15 protein-coding genes are annotated in these 16320 nt (G+C 48.0%); 8 read left to right on the top strand and 7 right to left on the bottom strand.

Features of this window, described 5'->3' with window-relative positions; all coding sequences use genetic code 11:
- Nucleotides 1-13: 13 nt before the first annotated feature.
- Nucleotides 14-712 carry a C40 family peptidase gene (locus AWQ23_RS10915; protein WP_030006592.1) on the top strand — a complete coding sequence of 233 codons (699 nt, stop codon included), beginning with the start codon at nucleotides 14-16 and terminating at the stop codon, nucleotides 710-712.
- A 9-nt stretch (nucleotides 713-721) separates the two neighbouring features.
- Entirely contained in the window at nucleotides 722-1726 is a 1005-nt protein-coding gene (locus AWQ23_RS10920) for a glycosyltransferase family 2 protein (protein ID WP_062435324.1), read from the top strand.
- A gap of 66 nt (nucleotides 1727-1792) precedes the next feature.
- Here AWQ23_RS10920 and AWQ23_RS10925 read toward each other — a convergent pair whose 3' ends face one another.
- From AWQ23_RS10925 to AWQ23_RS10940, 4 genes are all read right to left on the bottom strand, one after another.
- Complete coding sequence (locus tag AWQ23_RS10925; protein WP_012307786.1) at nucleotides 1793-2968, bottom strand: TRC40/GET3/ArsA family transport-energizing ATPase; 1176 nt, start codon at nucleotides 2966-2968, stop codon at nucleotides 1793-1795.
- Between the two features lie 209 nt (nucleotides 2969-3177).
- Complete coding sequence (locus AWQ23_RS16190) at nucleotides 3178-3828, bottom strand: hypothetical protein (RefSeq protein ID WP_198158645.1); 651 nt, start codon at nucleotides 3826-3828, stop codon at nucleotides 3178-3180.
- Nucleotide 3829: 1 nt separating this feature from the next.
- The gene (locus AWQ23_RS16195) at nucleotides 3830-4222 is read right to left on the bottom strand and encodes a DUF262 domain-containing protein (protein ID WP_198158646.1); all 393 of its coding nucleotides are present in this window, start codon (nucleotides 4220-4222) and stop codon (nucleotides 3830-3832) included.
- A gap of 1411 nt (nucleotides 4223-5633) precedes the next feature.
- Nucleotides 5634-6839, bottom strand: a complete 1206-nt coding sequence (locus tag AWQ23_RS10940) for an aspartate aminotransferase (RefSeq protein ID WP_062435328.1) — start codon at nucleotides 6837-6839, stop codon at nucleotides 5634-5636.
- Nucleotides 6840-6974: 135 nt separating this feature from the next.
- On the opposite strand from AWQ23_RS10940, the gene AWQ23_RS10945 reads away from it, so the two are divergent.
- On the top strand, nucleotides 6975-8705 hold the full coding sequence (locus AWQ23_RS10945) for an ABC transporter ATP-binding protein (protein WP_062435331.1): 1731 nt from the start codon (nucleotides 6975-6977) through the stop codon (nucleotides 8703-8705).
- Here AWQ23_RS10945 and AWQ23_RS10950 read toward each other — a convergent pair.
- Together AWQ23_RS10950 and AWQ23_RS16200 are read right to left on the bottom strand one after the other, a co-directional pair.
- Entirely contained in the window at nucleotides 8702-9703 is a 1002-nt protein-coding gene (locus AWQ23_RS10950; RefSeq protein ID WP_062435333.1) for a zinc-dependent alcohol dehydrogenase family protein, read from the bottom strand. The genes AWQ23_RS10945 and AWQ23_RS10950 overlap by 4 nt on opposite strands.
- 34 nt (nucleotides 9704-9737) lie before the next feature.
- A complete protein-coding gene (locus tag AWQ23_RS16200) occupies nucleotides 9738-9914 on the bottom strand; it encodes a hypothetical protein (RefSeq protein WP_012307791.1) in 177 nt (58 codons plus the stop codon).
- Between the two features lie 205 nt (nucleotides 9915-10119).
- Here AWQ23_RS16200 and AWQ23_RS10955 point away from each other — a divergent pair, with 205 nt between their 5' ends.
- The 4 genes from AWQ23_RS10955 (at nucleotide 10120) to rodA (ending at nucleotide 13610) form a co-directional block, all read left to right on the top strand.
- Nucleotides 10120-10440 (top strand): 2Fe-2S iron-sulfur cluster-binding protein, encoded by a 321-nt coding sequence (locus AWQ23_RS10955; protein ID WP_012307792.1) that lies wholly within the window; start codon nucleotides 10120-10122, stop codon nucleotides 10438-10440.
- 67 nt (nucleotides 10441-10507) lie between these two features.
- Nucleotides 10508-11044, top strand: a complete 537-nt coding sequence (locus AWQ23_RS10960) for a DUF2062 domain-containing protein (protein ID WP_012307793.1) — start codon at nucleotides 10508-10510, stop codon at nucleotides 11042-11044.
- 93 nt (nucleotides 11045-11137) lie between these two features.
- Nucleotides 11138-12283, top strand: a complete 1146-nt coding sequence (locus AWQ23_RS10965) for a quinone-dependent dihydroorotate dehydrogenase (protein ID WP_062435336.1) — start codon at nucleotides 11138-11140, stop codon at nucleotides 12281-12283.
- 64 nt (nucleotides 12284-12347) lie between these two features.
- A complete protein-coding gene (rodA, locus tag AWQ23_RS10970; RefSeq protein ID WP_062435339.1) occupies nucleotides 12348-13610 on the top strand; it encodes a rod shape-determining protein RodA in 1263 nt (420 codons plus the stop codon).
- Here the strand turns inward: rodA and AWQ23_RS10975 are convergent.
- Nucleotides 13607-14836 carry a methionine gamma-lyase family protein gene (locus AWQ23_RS10975; RefSeq protein WP_062435342.1) on the bottom strand — a complete coding sequence of 410 codons (1230 nt, stop codon included), beginning with the start codon at nucleotides 14834-14836 and terminating at the stop codon, nucleotides 13607-13609. The genes rodA and AWQ23_RS10975 overlap by 4 nt on opposite strands.
- Before the next feature lie 407 nt (nucleotides 14837-15243).
- On the opposite strand from AWQ23_RS10975, the gene AWQ23_RS10980 reads away from it, so the two are divergent.
- A complete protein-coding gene (locus tag AWQ23_RS10980; protein WP_062435344.1) occupies nucleotides 15244-16077 on the top strand; it encodes an acyl-CoA desaturase in 834 nt (277 codons plus the stop codon).
- Nucleotides 16078-16320: the final 243 nt, after the last annotated feature.

The following is a 16320-nucleotide window of genomic DNA, read 5'->3' on the forward strand; positions in this document are numbered from 1 at the left end:
CCCTTTGAAATCTATGCAACTGTCCCCTTCTCCCAGTGGTGAATACTTTTGCCTGCAAACCCTCGATCTATATGACGACGCCGAATGTCAGTCCCTCGGTACCCAAGCTGCCGCTGGTCGTCGGGTGCAAATGCTCAATAAAGAAACAGACCAGGCTGTGCGGGTGATGACCGTCGAAGATGGCTATTGTACCTGGCTCAAAAAAGCAGATTTACAACACCTCGAAGTCGCCGAAGAACCCTACGAATTTGTCCCCGTTGATCGCCCGGAAATCGAAGCGCGCATGGAAAATATTTTGATCTTTGCCCACGCTGCGAAACGAGTGAGTAATACCTATCTATGGGGGGGCACCACCGCACCGAATTATGATTGTTCTGGGTTTATCCAGGCGGCCTATGCTTCCCAGGGGATTTGGTTACCGCGCAACTCCTATCAACAGGGGGATTTCGTGGAGCCTATTTCCCAAGAAGAACTGGAACTCGGTGATTTGATTTTCTTTGCTAAAGAGCAACGCATTGATCACGTCGCCCTGTACCTCGGAGAAGGCTATTATATCCATAGCTCCGGCATCGAGATGGGCCGCAATGGCATTGGCATCGATCGCCTCTGGGAGCCGTGGGACATGATTAGTCGCGCCTACCACCAGACCCTCTGTGGCTTTGGTCGTGTCATGGAAAGTTACGCCCCACCGTCCTTAGCCTGTCAAATTTAACCACCATTGATGTCTAGCCCTGCCCCGATTACCGAAGCGCCTGCCACCACGCAAACCCTGTCGATTGTGGTGCCCATCTACAACGAAGTGGAAAGTTTGCCCCACTTGATCCAGGCGATCGCCTCGGTGATGCAAGCCCACAACTATGCCTACGAAATTATTTGTGTGGACGATGGCTCTAAGGATGGCTCCACGGCACTCTTAAAAAAATTAGCGACCGAACGGGAAGACCTGCGGGCGATTATTCTGCGGCGCAATTACGGCCAAACCCCAGCGATGGCAGCGGGATTCCAACATGCCCAGGGAGAAATCATTATTTCCCTCGATGCAGATTTACAAAATGATCCGGCGGATATCCCCAACCTACTCCAGAAAATGAACGAAGGTTATGATCTCGTCAGCGGTTGGCGCAAGGAACGGCAAGACAATCAATGGACACGGCTGCTCCCTTCAAAAATTGCCAATGCTCTCATCGGTCGGGTGACGGGGGTCAATCTCCATGATTATGGCTGTTCCCTCAAGGCCTACCGGACGGAAATTTTAGCAGATCTCAATCTCTATGGGGAACTGCACCGCTTCATCCCCGCCCTAGCGTTTATTGAGGGAGCGACTATTTCTGAAATTCCCGTGCGGCACCATGCGCGCCAGTTTGGCAGTAGTAAATACGGCCTAGACCGGACGTTTCGGGTGCTGCTGGATTTGCTGACGGTGTGGTTTATGAAAAAATTCCTCACCCGCCCGATGCACGTTTTTGGCTACCTCGGCATTATTTTTATGCTCGTTGGCTTTATTCTGGGGGGCTATTTATCGTTCCTCAAGCTCTTTTTAGGCCAAGCGATTGGCGATCGCCCTTTGTTGCTCCTGGTAGCGATCCTTTTATTAGCCGGGGTGCAACTCTTTGGCTTTGGCCTCCTGGGAGAACTGCTGATCCGCACCTACCACGAATCCCAGGGGCGGCCCATTTACCGGGTTCGTTCGATTGTTGGGCAGTCTAAACATTTTTCGGCCCAATAAAAAACTCTCCATTCCAGAGACAGAACAGAGAGTTGGATGATTTTTATTTAAAGGATTTCGGGCAGTCTAGGCTGCAAACTTAATCTTCAGGAAATCTTCCTCTATCTTTGCCCCAGAGGGTTTTAACGCTGCGAGGGCTTGGGGTAAAACTAAATTCCGGCGGTGGTTGCCGATGCGGATATTCAGTTCATCGCCCGTTTTATTGAGCTGGATTTGTTCCTTGGGAATGCCGGGGAGGTAAAGTTCGAGGCTGTAACCGCCATCCCCTTGGATCATCCGCACCGTATCTTCTTTGTAATAGACCTGGGTCGGATCTTCCTCGCCATAAAGGGTTTCCTTGAGTCGTTCGAGGGCCGCCAAACCACATAATTCTTCCTGATAAAGGGGCACTTCCTTCACGGGGAGGGGGTGGAAATTGTCGTGAATTTCCTGCTTATAGGTCTGTTGATTGTCTTTCCAGTTGGCAAAAAATGGATCATTGACACTGTCGGGGATAATCCGGTTGGCCACCACCATATCCGTCGAAACGTTGTATAAGCTCAGATAGGCATGGGCGCGGAGGGATTCTTTGATCACCATCCGCTCAGGGTTTGTGACCAGGCGCACGGAAGTAACGGTGTTATCCGTCAGCACTTTTTCGAGGGCTTCGATCTGCTCATAAAATTCATAGGGCGCATCCATTACTTCTTTGTTAGGCAACGAAAAACCCGTGAGGGGCTTCCAAATGGGTTCAACGAGGGGACGCAACGCCACGGACATCCCTTGGAGGGGCTTATAGAAGCGACGCATATACCAGCCGCCCACTTCCGGCAGACTCAATAAACGCAAAGCAGTACCCGTGGGGGCCGAGTCGATGATCAAAACATCATAGGTACCTTCGTCGTAGTGGCGTTTCATGCGCACCAGGCCAAAAATTTCATCCATGCCCGGCAGAATTGCGAGTTCTTCTGCTTGAACACCATCAAGGCCGCGCGCTTGCAAAACTTCGGTAATGTAGCGTTTCACTGCGCCCCAGTTGCCTTCCAGCTCCCGCAGGGCATCGAGTTCTGCGCCCCAGAGGTTTGGTTTCACTTCGATGGGGTCGTGGCCAAGCTCTACATCAAAACTATCGGCGAGGGAGTGAGCGGGATCGGTACTGAGCACTAGGGTACGATAGCCCAACTCGGCACAGCGGAGTCCTGTAGCTGCTGCGACAGAGGTTTTGCCGACGCCTCCTTTTCCCGTCATTAAAATTACGCGCATGGTTGCGTTTGTCCTTTGCTGAGAGGTTTTTACATTTCTTTACTGATTATCTCCCATTGCCTCGGGTTTTCGCTATGGCTCGACTTTTAGCGGCAGCGAAGGGCAATCTTTAGACCACGCGTTTAAGCAAACGGCCAGGCTTTTACAATTAAATGCCAAACTCTCAGTAATTTATCTTGACATGCCTTAATTAAAAATAATATTAAGTGCTACTTAATTCTATCTTGACCCAAATATTCTAGGAGTGCATTGATTCGTTTTATTCTTCGAGATCTACTTTTAGTACCAGCGCTCATTGATATTTTATATTCATTGATTTGGGGATTATCCTCTCTATTTCTTAGTACTTCATAAAACTGATTAAGCTTTGTATCAATAGCTTCAACTTTAATATTTTCCGAATTCAAATACCAGCCTAGTCCAAACAACCCATATAAATGACTGACGCCATATATTTTGTATTTTTCGAAATCCAAATCGAACGAATTAAGAATTTCTGATATTGATTCAAATTCACTTAGAACCTTGGCTTCATCACTTAATTTGTTAGTGGCATATTTTAAAAAAAGATCGTCAATTACCTCTGTACGATCACCCGTAAATATATTGTTTTCAAGAATTATAAATAACAATTCGGAAGTGAATTCTTCATGTTCAAGTCTATTTTTTTGAAGCTTTTCGAATGGCTGTTGCCAGAAATCAATATTAACTGCTTTTTTAATTAATCCATAAAATTCAGAGTCATGATACTTTGCACGCCGTAATTCTTGATGTGTTAAAGGTTCTCCATTTCTATTAAGCCTGTCAAATATACTGTTCACAATCTCTAATTGATCAGTGTCAACATATTCAATAGTCAATTCATATTTCCAAAATCCAATCAATTAAATTTCGTTCATCAAAGTCTTGAAAGGTTAAGCCATTCAATTTTTCATCTCCATAGATACCATCACTAAAATCATCTGGTACGCTTATTCTATTTTCTATAAAATCAATTATTGTAGTTAGTCTTTGTTTGCCATCGATAACATCGTACACAGTCTTTCCTGTACTATTGTCAATATGTTGGTGTAAAAATATGGGTGGCATTGGAAAGTTCTTTAAAATAGTATCAATCAAAAAAGCTTTCTTAGTATATGCCCAAACATCTGATGATCTTTGGTAGGCAGGATTATAATTATATTTGTTTAATTGGTGGTTTTCCCAAAACGTTGCAATATTAATATTATTGCTATTTCTGTCTAAGACTTTCATGTTAATCGCTCAATGAATTCGAATCATTATAAAAAATTACGTTTTTAAACAGTGTAGTCATTACTGCATTTAATACTCTTGGAGGATAAGGATTTATCACTTGAACATTGCTTATGCTAGGAGATATATTAGTTAATATACTATCGATCTCTAATCTATCTACATGCCAATAAGATATACCACAGAATATCATTTCATCTTTTTCGTTTAATTGTTTTGCCGCCTCTTTTGCTTGTTGCCTGACTTCTGAAGCCCATTTAAAATCTAATCTACTTGAATCCCCTGCTGGAGGTATAATTGCATTAATTTTATTCAGTACATTTAAATCAGTATATTGAATATTAAATTCTTGAACATTTCCATCATTGGTATCTGTGTCATAGTCGATTTTAAAATCATCGATTACTTTTTTGACTTTGTGAACGAAACTAACCGACCCATGAGGTTTATATATTTTGAACTTTGAATCATGATTCTTGAAACAAGAAATATTGAAATCAATATTTAGCTTTTGGAGAATTCTTTCAAGCCAAATATCATGATTTAAGGTAACAATGTGAACTTCAGAGATGTTTGGATCATTAAATATTTTCTTTAGGTAATTTCCCCAGCCCCAGCCTGTTAAATCTATATTTGGTACATCTATTTTATTGTCATAATAAACAAATAAAGCATATAAATATGTAGCTAATTCTCTGTAAGCTTTTGTGTAAATATTTGCCTCGTCTCTCTTGTTTTTTGGAGAATATTGGCGCAGGTTATGATGTCTTCAATTAATTCAGTTGTTTGGTTTAAATCAGAGTTAGGTCTTGCTCCTAGATTCCATAAATTTGGACAATATTTGTAAGACAAAAAGCCGATTTGATTATTTCCAGGCCAACGTACTTTTTCTCCATTTTAAATAGATTTCTTACATCTATTACATCAAGTTTTTCAACATTATTTAAAAAATCGATAGTAAAACCATTTCCGAGCAAAATATAAATTTTTTTTGTCATGCAATGCAATTAGTTGCTTGGGTGATTTCGTTTGTATTTTAAAACTTACCTTTAAAATACTTGGATGGTCGTAATTAAACACTACATTATTTTCTTCGATATGACAAATCAATCATATTACTTAAAGTATACAGAAGAATTGAATATATAGAGTCAAAAAGTGCAATTCTGACAGTAGTTTATACAAATGCTCTAATGTCAGAGTTTTTCGTGATTTTTAATGATATGTAAGTCTTCAAAATCTACTCCATTTAACAAAGTTTATATTTAATATAGATTTACCATATAAATTGTTGCATAGAGAAAAAATCATATTGCCTTCTAAATTTTATCCATTTTTATTGGATTACGGATTACAAACAATCCCCAACCTTTCTGGAAAGTTGAGGATGCATCCCAAAAATATTATGAATCTAGTGGTTATCTGGAGCAGACATATCAAAGTGGATGCCTGCTTTTTTCCAGAGGCCGATCGCATACCGGAGTCGATCAACTGGGGCGATTAAACTCATCCGTACATAACCTTCCCCACCAGCCCCAAAAGCACTGCCTGGAGTCACAACAACCCCGGTAGTTCGCAATACATAGAGCGCAAAATCTGTGGAATTCATACTCGGCGGACAGGGCACCCAGAGATACATCGTCGCTTTGGAAGGTTTAATATTCCAGCCAATTTCCCCCAGGGCTTCGATCAAGGCATCTCGCCGTTCCCGGTAGCGTTCTTGTACCCCTTGGATATAACTGTCTGGTAGTCCCAATGCTGCTTCAGCAGCCTTTTGAATCGCTGAGAAAATGCCGTAGTCAAGGTTGGTTTTGAGGGTACGCAGACCTTGGATGATGTCTGCATTGCCCACCACAAACCCGACGCGCCAACCTGCCATGTTGTAGGTTTTGGAGAGAGTATGAAACTCCACGCCGATCTCGTTCCCTCCAGGAATTTCGAGCAAGCTGGTGGGCTTGTAACCGTCAAAAGAAAGCTCGGCGTAACACAGGTCATGGACGAGCATTACCTGATACTTGTGCGCCCACTCTACTACTTCCTCAAAGAAAGACCGAGGGGCTGTGGCGGTGGTGGGGTTGCTGGGGTAGTTGAAGTAGAGAATTTTGGCTTTTTTCGCTACTTCTTCCGGGATGCTGCTGAGATCAATCACCCAATCCTGTTCCGGCTTGAGGATAATTTCGTGGATCTTCGCGCCAGCAATTAATGGGCCGCGAAAATGAGCCGGGTAAGCGGGACTCGGCACTAGCACCGTATCCCCTGGATTAACGTAGGCGAGGGCCAGGTGAGCAAGACCTTCTTTCGATCCCAACAGAGGCAGAGCTTCACTATCGGGATTTAGTTCAACGGCATAGCGGCGTTTGTACCAAGTGGCGATCGCCTTACGAAAGCTAGCAGTCCCCTCAAAGGGCGGATACCCGTGAAATTGGGCCGTCTCAAAGGCAGCGATCGCCGCATCAATGGCTTCTTGTGGGGCGAATCCGTCTGGATTACCCATCCCCAAGTCAATTAAATCGATACCCTGTTCCCGTGCCCTTGCTTTCAGCTCATCTAACCGGGCAAACACATAGGGCGGTAAAGCACTGAGACGATCTGCTCTCGTAATCCAATCTACACTCATCGAAGCCGGAAAAAATAGATAAAGGTATAGCCTATCATCATCGCACCGATAGTCCCCAGGATGTATTTTTCCTTAAAGAATTGCCGCCGAATTCGCTTACCATGGGTCTGCTCACCCTTTTAAAGACCTATTCCCTTGAAACGCCGTCCCCGTTCTAGCTATTTCCAGTTATTGCCCTATCTTAAGGCCGAGCGGCTTACCATTGGCCAAGCTCTTATTTGCACCGTCGGCTTCACCGTTTTTTGGCCGATTTTGGCGATCCTGGCGGGTGATATGGCCAACGATATTGGTGCGGGGAATATCCAGGGCATCGTCAACTTAGCAGGCCAGGCAGCAATTATCTTTTTGATCCGGGGGGCGGTGCAATACGGCCAAGATACCCTAATGGCCAAGGCAGCCCTAAAAATTGCCCTCCAACTCCGCACCCAGGTCTATGGCCACCTCCATCGTCTCAGTTTGAATTACTTTGAGGGGGCAAAAACGGGCGATCTCTCCTACCGCCTCACGGAAGATGTAGACCGGGTGGGGGAAGTAATCAACAAAATTTTCCATCAGTTTGTGCCCAGCATTCTCCAGTTGATCGTGGTGCTGGGCTATATGTTCTATGTCAACTGGCAACTCACCCTGGCGGCCTTGATTATTGGGCCATTAATGGCGATTTTGATTGGTTCCTTTGGGGAAAAACTTCTGGATTTTTCCCGCCGCAGCCAAACTCGCACCTCTAACCTTTCTTCTCTACTGACGGAAGTGTTTAATGGGATTCGTCTTGTGCAAGCCTTTGCCGCTGAAGATTACGAGTTGCAACGGTTCACCGAGGAAGCCGAACAAAACCGTCGCGCTAAGTTCCGCACTGCCCAGATTAAAGCCTTGCAATTTGTGGTGGTGGGTTTCCTGGAAGCGATGGCGGTGATTTTTCTGTTTTTCCTGGGGGGCTGGCAGATTGCCCAGGAAAATTTAACGGCGGCGGAATTCGTCAGTTATGTGGCAGCAGTGGCCTTGCTGATTGACCCAATCCAAATCACCACCAGCAATTTCAACGAGTTTAAGGAAGGGGAAGCCTCCGTTGATCGGGTATTTGAACTGATGGCCGTGCAGCCAACGGTTTTAGAAGCAGCCGATGCCCAGGTATTGCCCGCTGTGACGGGGAAAGTAGACTATCAGAATGTTTCCTTTGCCTACGAAGCAGATAAGCCCGTCTTAAAAAATATCAATTTGACAGTGCAACCGGGAGAAATGATTGCCCTGGTGGGATCGTCGGGGGCGGGCAAAACGACCTTAGTCAATTTATTACCTCGTTTTTATAATCCGGTGGCCGGAAGAATTTTCATCGATGGCATTGATACTAGCACCGTCACCCTCAAAAGTTTGCGTCAGCAGATCGGCATTGTCCCCCAGGAAACGGTACTTTTTTCCGGAACGATCGCCCAAAATATTGCTTTCGGTCAAACGGAATTTAGCTTAGAACAGGTAGAGGCGGCGGCCAAAATTGCCAATGCCCACCAATTTATCTCGGAATTCTCCCAGGGTTACCACACCTATGTGGGGGAACGGGGCGTTAATCTCTCTGGTGGTCAACGGCAACGGGTGGCGATCGCCAGGGCTGTTTTACTCAATCCCCGCATTTTAATTTTGGATGAGGCCACCTCTGCCCTTGATGCCGAATCCGAAGCTCTGGTACAGGAAGCCTTGGAACGGATTATGCAAGACCGTACCGTGTTTGTAATTGCCCACCGGCTGGCCACTGTCCGCAGCAGCGATCGCATTATCGTTTTAGACCAAGGGGAAATTGTTGAATCCGGCACCCACGAGGAATTACTCGCCCACCAGGGTCGCTATGCCCAATTCCATGCCCAACAGTTTGCCTAAATGGTAAGGGCAATTTTTCCTGTGCTGGAACCCTGTTCGATGATTTGGTGGGCTTTTGCTGCTTCAGCCAGAGGAAACGCTTGGCCTAGGTGAATATTGAGTTCCCCGGCCTCAAACCATTGGGTACATTGCCGCAGAATATCGGCCTGGTGCATTTGTCCGGCCACATCCCCAGTAAGCATCGGTGTTAGCATCAGTTCTAGGCTAATCCGTAAATTTTTTAGCCGGGCCTGTTTGAGATTGCCAAGCTGAAAATCTGGTTCGAGAATTGTCACCAAATCGCCGTAGGTTTTCACCGCTGGCACTGTCTCCCAAAAGACTTGGCCGCCGACAGTATCAAAAGCCACATCAACCCCAGCCCCGTCGGTTAACTTGTGTATCGTTTCGGCCACATCCACGTCGCGGTACAAAATTGCTTCATCGGCGCCATATTGCCGGGCCAACCGCGCTTTGTCGGGGGTACTCACCGTCGTGAAGACCGTTGCGCCCCACAGTTTTGCCAGTTGAATTGCCACATGGCCCACACCACCCGCTCCGGCGTGGATCAGTACTGTTTGGCCAGACTGCAACCGGGCGCGATCGCCTAAAGCTTCCCAGGCCGTGATCAAGACGAGGGGAGCCGCTGCTGCCGCCGCAAAGGATAAATTTTCTGGTTTTTTCGCAATGAATCGGGCATCGACCACCGCATATTCGGCGTAATTTCCGGTGCCTGCTTTCCCCAATCCGCCATCGCAGAAATAGACAGCATCACCCACGGCAAAATTTTCGACATCACGGCCCGCCGCCTCAATTATCCCGGCCCCGTCACAACCGAGAATTGCCGGGAGGGGATCATCATAAAACGTGCCTCGACTACGGACTTTTGTATCAATGGGATTCACCCCCGCCGCCTGGAGTTTCACAAGGACTTGCTGGGGGGTTGTGATTTGCGGCTGCGGCACCTCAATAAGCTGGAGGACATTGGGGCGCCCCGCTGCGGTCATGGCGATCGCCTTCATTGCGGATTTTTAAAAACTAAACTGCGATTTCAATCTAAATCAGATCATAACGGTGACAAACCATCGCAAACACCGCCGCCATCAGGGTAATCCCCAAGGCGATCGCCGGATGTTGCCCCTGGCCCACCGCAAAGGAAGTGGCCACCCCAGCCCCTAAACCAGCCACAAGGCCAGCTTGGATATAGTCTTTTTTAGTATTGCCGTTATACATAGGAATTAATCTTGAAATGGACGAATTAAAGCGTTTTAAAAGGATTTTCTAACGGGAATTTCGCCCTTCAAATTAACACCCGAACTTTGCGGCCTCAGCGACCACGCAATTAAGGTTTAGATTTAGCGACATTTCTTAATAAGCGCGGCGATCCTTTAAAATATGTAGCGAAAGAAACCTTAAAATAATTGTTAAAATCCCCCCTATGACCACCTCCTATAAAGTAGAGATTAAACATCGCGGCAACACCTACACCATCGACGTTCCAGAAGATCAAACAATCCTCGATGTTGCCCATGCCAACAACATTGATCTCCCCACCTCCTGTGGTGCTGGGGTCTGTACGACCTGTGCGGCACTGATTACCGAAGGCAGCGTCAGTCGTGAAGAGGGGATCGGGCTTTCTCCTGAGCTACAAGACGAAGGCTATGCCCTGCTCTGCGTTGCTTACCCCCGTTCTGACGTCAAGCTAGAATCAGATAAGGAAGAAATGGTCTACGATCGCCAATTTGGTAAGAGCGCCTAAGTTCTTTCTCCACTTCAACCCATCCAATTCGGGGAGTGATTCCCCATTTTTTTTAGCTGAGATCCGTATGGTTACTGTGAAACCGCTGCCTCACAAACAGTTCAAGTATGTATTGTCCCGTTGGCGTCGTTGGATCCGGTATTGGTACCTCAAAGTGTTACGGCAAGAAGGCACACCAGAGGCGATCGCCAGGGGTTGGGCTTGCGGGGCATTTGCCGGGAGTTTTCCGCTTTTCGGTCTCCAGACAATCATTGGTCTACTTCTGGCCACGGTTTTTAATGGCAACAAACTGACGGCAGCGGCGGGCACCTGGGTGAGTAATCCCTTGACCTATGTGCCCATTTTTTACTTCAACTTCCAGGTGGGAGAAGTGCTACTCCAACAGCCGATCACCTTTGATGAAGCCCAGCTAGAATCCTGGTCTGACTTGAGTCTGGCGGGGATGAATTTTATCAGCACCCTATTTATCGGCTGTACGGTGGTTGGTGTGGGTTTGGCGGTGGCGGTCTATTTCCTCTCTCTCTGGCTAATATATCGTTGGCGATCGCTCCGGGCGACCCGGCAGTTCCAGCGGCGGCAACCTCCCCATGACCATCATCGATAGAAAATTAATTAATCAACATCTCAAGGATTTTCCTGGGGCCTCGTTCCCCGACAAGCGATTCCTCAAGCCAACATTTCTTTTCTTCTCAAGCTCATGGCATTCTTGAACTTTGCAAAACCCGGTTATCCCCTCGTCCTGGCAGCCTTTAAGGACAATCCAGAACAGGGACACCGTCAACTCATTAACGCCCTCCATTGGTTAGAGCGATCGCCGGATTTGCTTTGGAGTCGCCTGGCAAAGGAGCAGATGGTCGCGGAATTTTGCGTCCAAGATCCGCGCTTAAGTCAGACCCTCTGGGGCCTCGATTTTCCGAATCCGGTGGGACTTTCGGCGGGCTGTGATAAAGATGCAATGGCGGCAGGGATGTGGTCACGCTTTGGTTTCGGGTTTGCGGAAATGGGCGCAGTGACGCTCCATGCCCAACCGGGAAATCCCCTGCCAAGGCTGTTTCGTTTACCCGCTGACCAAGCGGCCCTGAATCGTTTGGGCGCGAATAACCTAGGGGCCGCTGTGATGGCGAAAACCCTAGGGGAAAGTTGGCAAATCGAACCCCGCACCATTCCCATCGGTATTAACCTCTGTAAGTCGAAAGTGACGCCCCTTGAGGCCGCAGCCCAAGATTATCTGGGGAGCTTTGAGGCATTGCAAGCGGTGGCCGATTACTTTGTGGTGAATGTGAGTTCTCCCAATACCCCAGGCTTGCGATCGCTCCAAGGTGGGGAACAAATTCAACCGATCCTTGAAGCACTTCAGCAAGCAAATACAAAACAACAGCCGATTTTTATTAAAATTTCCCCGGATCTCGACTGGGAGGCGATCGCCAATATCGTAAAAATTGCCCAGGACTATCAACTTGCTGGGATTATTGCCACCAACACCACCACCAGACGGGACGGCCTCAAGACTCAAATCCTTGAAAAAACTGGCAATCCCGTCACCGAGGAAGCGGGGGGGATCAGTGGTGCGCCGGTACGTCAACGTTCCACCGAAGTAATTCGTTTTATCTACGAACAAACCCAAGGCAGCTTGCCGATTATCGGTGTTGGGGGGATTTTTACCGCTGACCATGCCTGGGAAAAAATTACGGCTGGCGCGAGTTTGTTGCAGCTTTATACGGGCTGGATCTACAAAGGCCCTTGGATTATCCCCAATATCTTGCGGGGTCTGTTGGAAAAATTAGAGACCCACAATCTCAATCACATTTCCGAAGCGATTGGGATGGCCAACAAGCACAACTAGCAAATTACTGTTGACTGCCATCTGTCTATGGCAAGATAGGAGTGATTTTTTCGGACATGATTCTATGTTTCGTCGCTCCCAACGTCGTCATCCGTTCAAGACTTATATTGCGGAACCTCTGGTGAATGCTTTGGCCCCCTGGTGGGGGATCGATTGGTGGCTCATGACAGTCACCGTTGGCCTCACGGTCTTGGCTGGTCTGGCGATCCGCAGTGCCCAGCTCAATATTGGTTCGACGGACTGGTGGCAACATTGGGTCACTGGTGGTGTGGGTCTAGGGGTTTGTTTGGCGATCGCCCGTTCCCGCTACCAAACGATGATTGTCGGCCATTGGTTAGTCTATGGCCTGAGTATTCTGTCCCTGATCGCTGTGTTGTTCATTGGGGTGAGTGCCAACGGTGCCCAGAGCTGGATTAATGTGGCGGGCTTCCACGTGCAACCCTCGGAATTTGCCAAGGTGAGTTTAATTCTTTCTCTGGCGGCGACTCTCCACCAAGATACGGCGGCACGGTTGCCCATGTTACTGAAGGTGTTTATGATTGCGGCGATCCCTGGCAGTCTAATTTTGCTCCAGGATCTTGGCACCTCGCTGGTTTTCGGGGCGATCACCCTGGGGATGCTCTACTGGGCCAATGCCAATTTTGGCTGGATTCTCCTGATTATCTCGCCCATTGTGTCAGCTATTTTGTTTGGGGTTGCTTTTCCCGTCTGGCTGATTTGGTTTGGCTTAATGGGGCTGACGGCTTGGTTAACCCTCCCTTGGCGCTGGCTCGGCACCGTTGGGGCAATGGCGGGCAATGCGATCGCCGGGGTGGGGGCTGGCATCCTCTGGAATATGCTCCAACCCTACCAAAAAGACCGTCTCACCCTTTTCCTCAATCCAGAACAGGACGCCCTTGGGGGCGGCTATCACCTCATCCAATCGCGCATTGCCATTGGCTCTGGTCAACTGTGGGGCACGGGTCTTTACCATGGCTCCCAAACCCAGCTTAACTACGTCCCGGAACAACACACGGACTTTATTTTTTCGGTGGTTGGCGAAGAATTAGGCTTTATGGGGGCGATCGCCGTGATGTTTTTATTTTGGCTGTTGTGCCTACGCCTGATCCGCATTGCCTGCAAAACCGAAGATAATTTTGGTTCCCTGATCGCCGTCGGGGTGCTGTCGATGGTGCTGTTTCAGGTGTTGATTAACGTGGGGATGACCATTGGCATTGCGCCGATCACCGGGATTCCATTGCCTTGGCTTAGCTATGGTCGTTCTTCTCTTTTAACCAATTTCATCGCCATTGGTCTGGTGCAGTCCGTCGCCAACCGCACCCCCTAGAGATCCCCAAAGGCATCTATTACCGCTTCGAGGGCGATCGCCGCATGGGTGTAATGGGTGCCCCCCTGGCAAAAGACAACATAGGGCTCCCGCAGTGGCCCATCCGCTGATAACTCCGAGGTACTGCCATCAATAAATGTCCCCCCGGCCATCACTAAATCACTGGCGTAACCGGGCATTGGTGCTGGCACCGGATCGAGGTAAGAGCCGATGGGTGAAAATTTTTGCCAAGCCCGACAAAAGGCCAACAATTTCTCCGGAGAACCCAAGCGAATCGCCTGAATTACATCCTGGCGTTTTTCTAGGGGATTGGGCTGCACCTCATAGCCCAAGTCAGCAAACACCGTGGCCACCAAATGAGTGCATTTCACAGCCTCAGCTACCATCTGGGGCGCGAGAAATAATCCCTGATATAACAGCCGATTTTGATCATAGGTTGCCCCCCCGTGACTCCCAATGCCCGGTGCCGTAAGCCGACAGGCCGCTTTTTCAACCAGATCTGCTTTACCCGCTAAATAACCGCCGCCCGTGACAATGGTTCCCCCCGGATTTTTGATGAGTGATCCCGCCATGAGATCCGCGCCTACGGCGGTGGGTTCTTGGGTTTCGATAAATTCTCCATAGCAATTGTCCACAAAGCAAACGGTGTCCGGATTTTGGGCCCTGACAATTTCAACAATGCGCTGAATTTCTGCTGTAGACAAACTTTTGCGCCAGGAATAGCCACAGGAACGTTGAATCAATACCAGCCGTGTTTTTGGCTTTACTGCCGTTTTGAGGGTTTCCCAATCGATTTCTCCCGTGGGGGTGAGTTCTAACTGCCGATAGCCAATGCCAAATTCTGCCAGGGAACCTTGACCTTCCTCCCGCAAACCAATCACTTCCTCAAGGGTGTCGTAGGGGGCACCCGCCACGGCGAGCATTTCATCGCCCGGACGCAAGACACCGTACAAGGCAGCGGCGATCGCATGGGTGCCTGAAACCAACTGCACCCGCACCAGAGCCGCTTCTGACCCCATCACCTCCGCATAAACTTGATCGAGGGTATCCCGCCCCAGATCTCCGTGGCCGTAACCGCTGACACTGCTGAAATGGTGGACGCCCACCCGATATTTCTGAAAGGCTCCCAAAACTTTGCGGAGATTGGTTTGGGTTTGTTGGTCAATGGTTTGGAAGGTGGGGGTCAGGGAGGCGATCGCCCGGCGAACAATCTCAGCAGAATTCATAAAAAAACGAACAGCAAAAAATTAAGAGCGAGCCAATCATACCAAGCCCCAAACTTCTAACCCAGGGAATGGACGCCCCGATAATTCCGCGCTAAAATTCAGCAAATCTTGATTAAATTCGTAAATAAATGTTAAATTTAAATCTGATTTAACGAAGAAAATACCCGGTTACATCTAAAAGTAAAGTTTAGAAAACACCCAAGCGCTATTTCAGCCCAAAGTTCCGAATTTTCAAGATTTTTGTGCTTCGCTTTGAAAGACTTCTCCGACGATAGGCACCGTCTTTCTAAAGTGTTCTTATCTTCCCTTTGCTGAGCCGTGCTTGTGTTTATCATGTAGGACAGTGGAAAAAATACGGAGCCTCCGCATACCATGTCCCACAGTACAATTTCCAGAAAGGATATTTCATGACTGTTGCCACTTCCCAAAAACTCCCCCTAGATTGGACAACGATTATCTATTTCAGCTTGATCCATCTAGTCGCCCTCCTTGCCTTTTTACCCGGTAACTTTAGTTGGCAAGCCGTGGGCGTCTTTTTATTGTTTCACTGGATTACCGGTGGCATTGGAATTACCCTAGGGTTCCATCGCCTCGTGTCCCACCGTAGCTTTGAAGTACCAAAGTGGCTTGAGTATTTCTTGATTTTCTGTGGCACCCTTGCCTGTCAGGGGGGGCCGATTGATTGGATTGGGCTACACCGCATCCACCACAAACACTCTGACCATACTCCTGATCCCCATGACTCCAATAAAGGCTTCTGGTGGAGTCACATCGGTTGGATGCTGTTTGAAATTCCTGCCCGTGGCGACATTGATCGCTACATCAAAGACATTAAGGACGATCCTTTCTACAATTTTTGCCAAAAATACATGGTTCTCATCCAGGTGGCCTTGGGTTTAGCCCTTTATGCCTGGGGAGAAGCCTGGGTCGGTAACGGCTGGTCTTTCGTGATTTGGGGCGTGTTTCTCCGCCTTGCCGTGGTTTTCCACTGTACCTGGTTTGTGAATAGTGCCACCCATAAATTTGGCTATAAAAGCCATGAGTCCAACGACCACTCCAAGAACTGCTGGTGGGTTGCCCTTGTCACCTACGGCGAAGGTTGGCACAACAATCACCATGCCTATCAGTATTCCGCGCGCCATGGTCTCAACTGGTGGGAAATTGATATGACTTGGATGACAATTCGTTTCCTACAAGCCTTGGGATTGGCCAAAAATATTCGCCTCGCTCCGGCTAAGTAACAAAAATAACGACCATCCTGGAAAGTTAAGTTGTTGTAGATGTCCTTTGAAAAGGGGGCATCTTTTTATTTTTTTGGCAAGACTCATTACTTCTTGGATATTGAAGAATCTATGCCGCCCCAAAGCCCCGCTCCAACGCCGTGAACAGCGGTGTCATTTAGGGGCGAGATCAAGGCAATTTCAAGGGTCTTAGGGGAGTGAGGGCGGCAAAAATATTTGGCAAAATCAGCCTTTATCCCCTAA

The organism is Picosynechococcus sp. PCC 73109, from assembly GCF_001521855.1.
Classification (GTDB): Bacteria; Cyanobacteriota; Cyanobacteriia; order Cyanobacteriales; family MRBY01; genus MRBY01.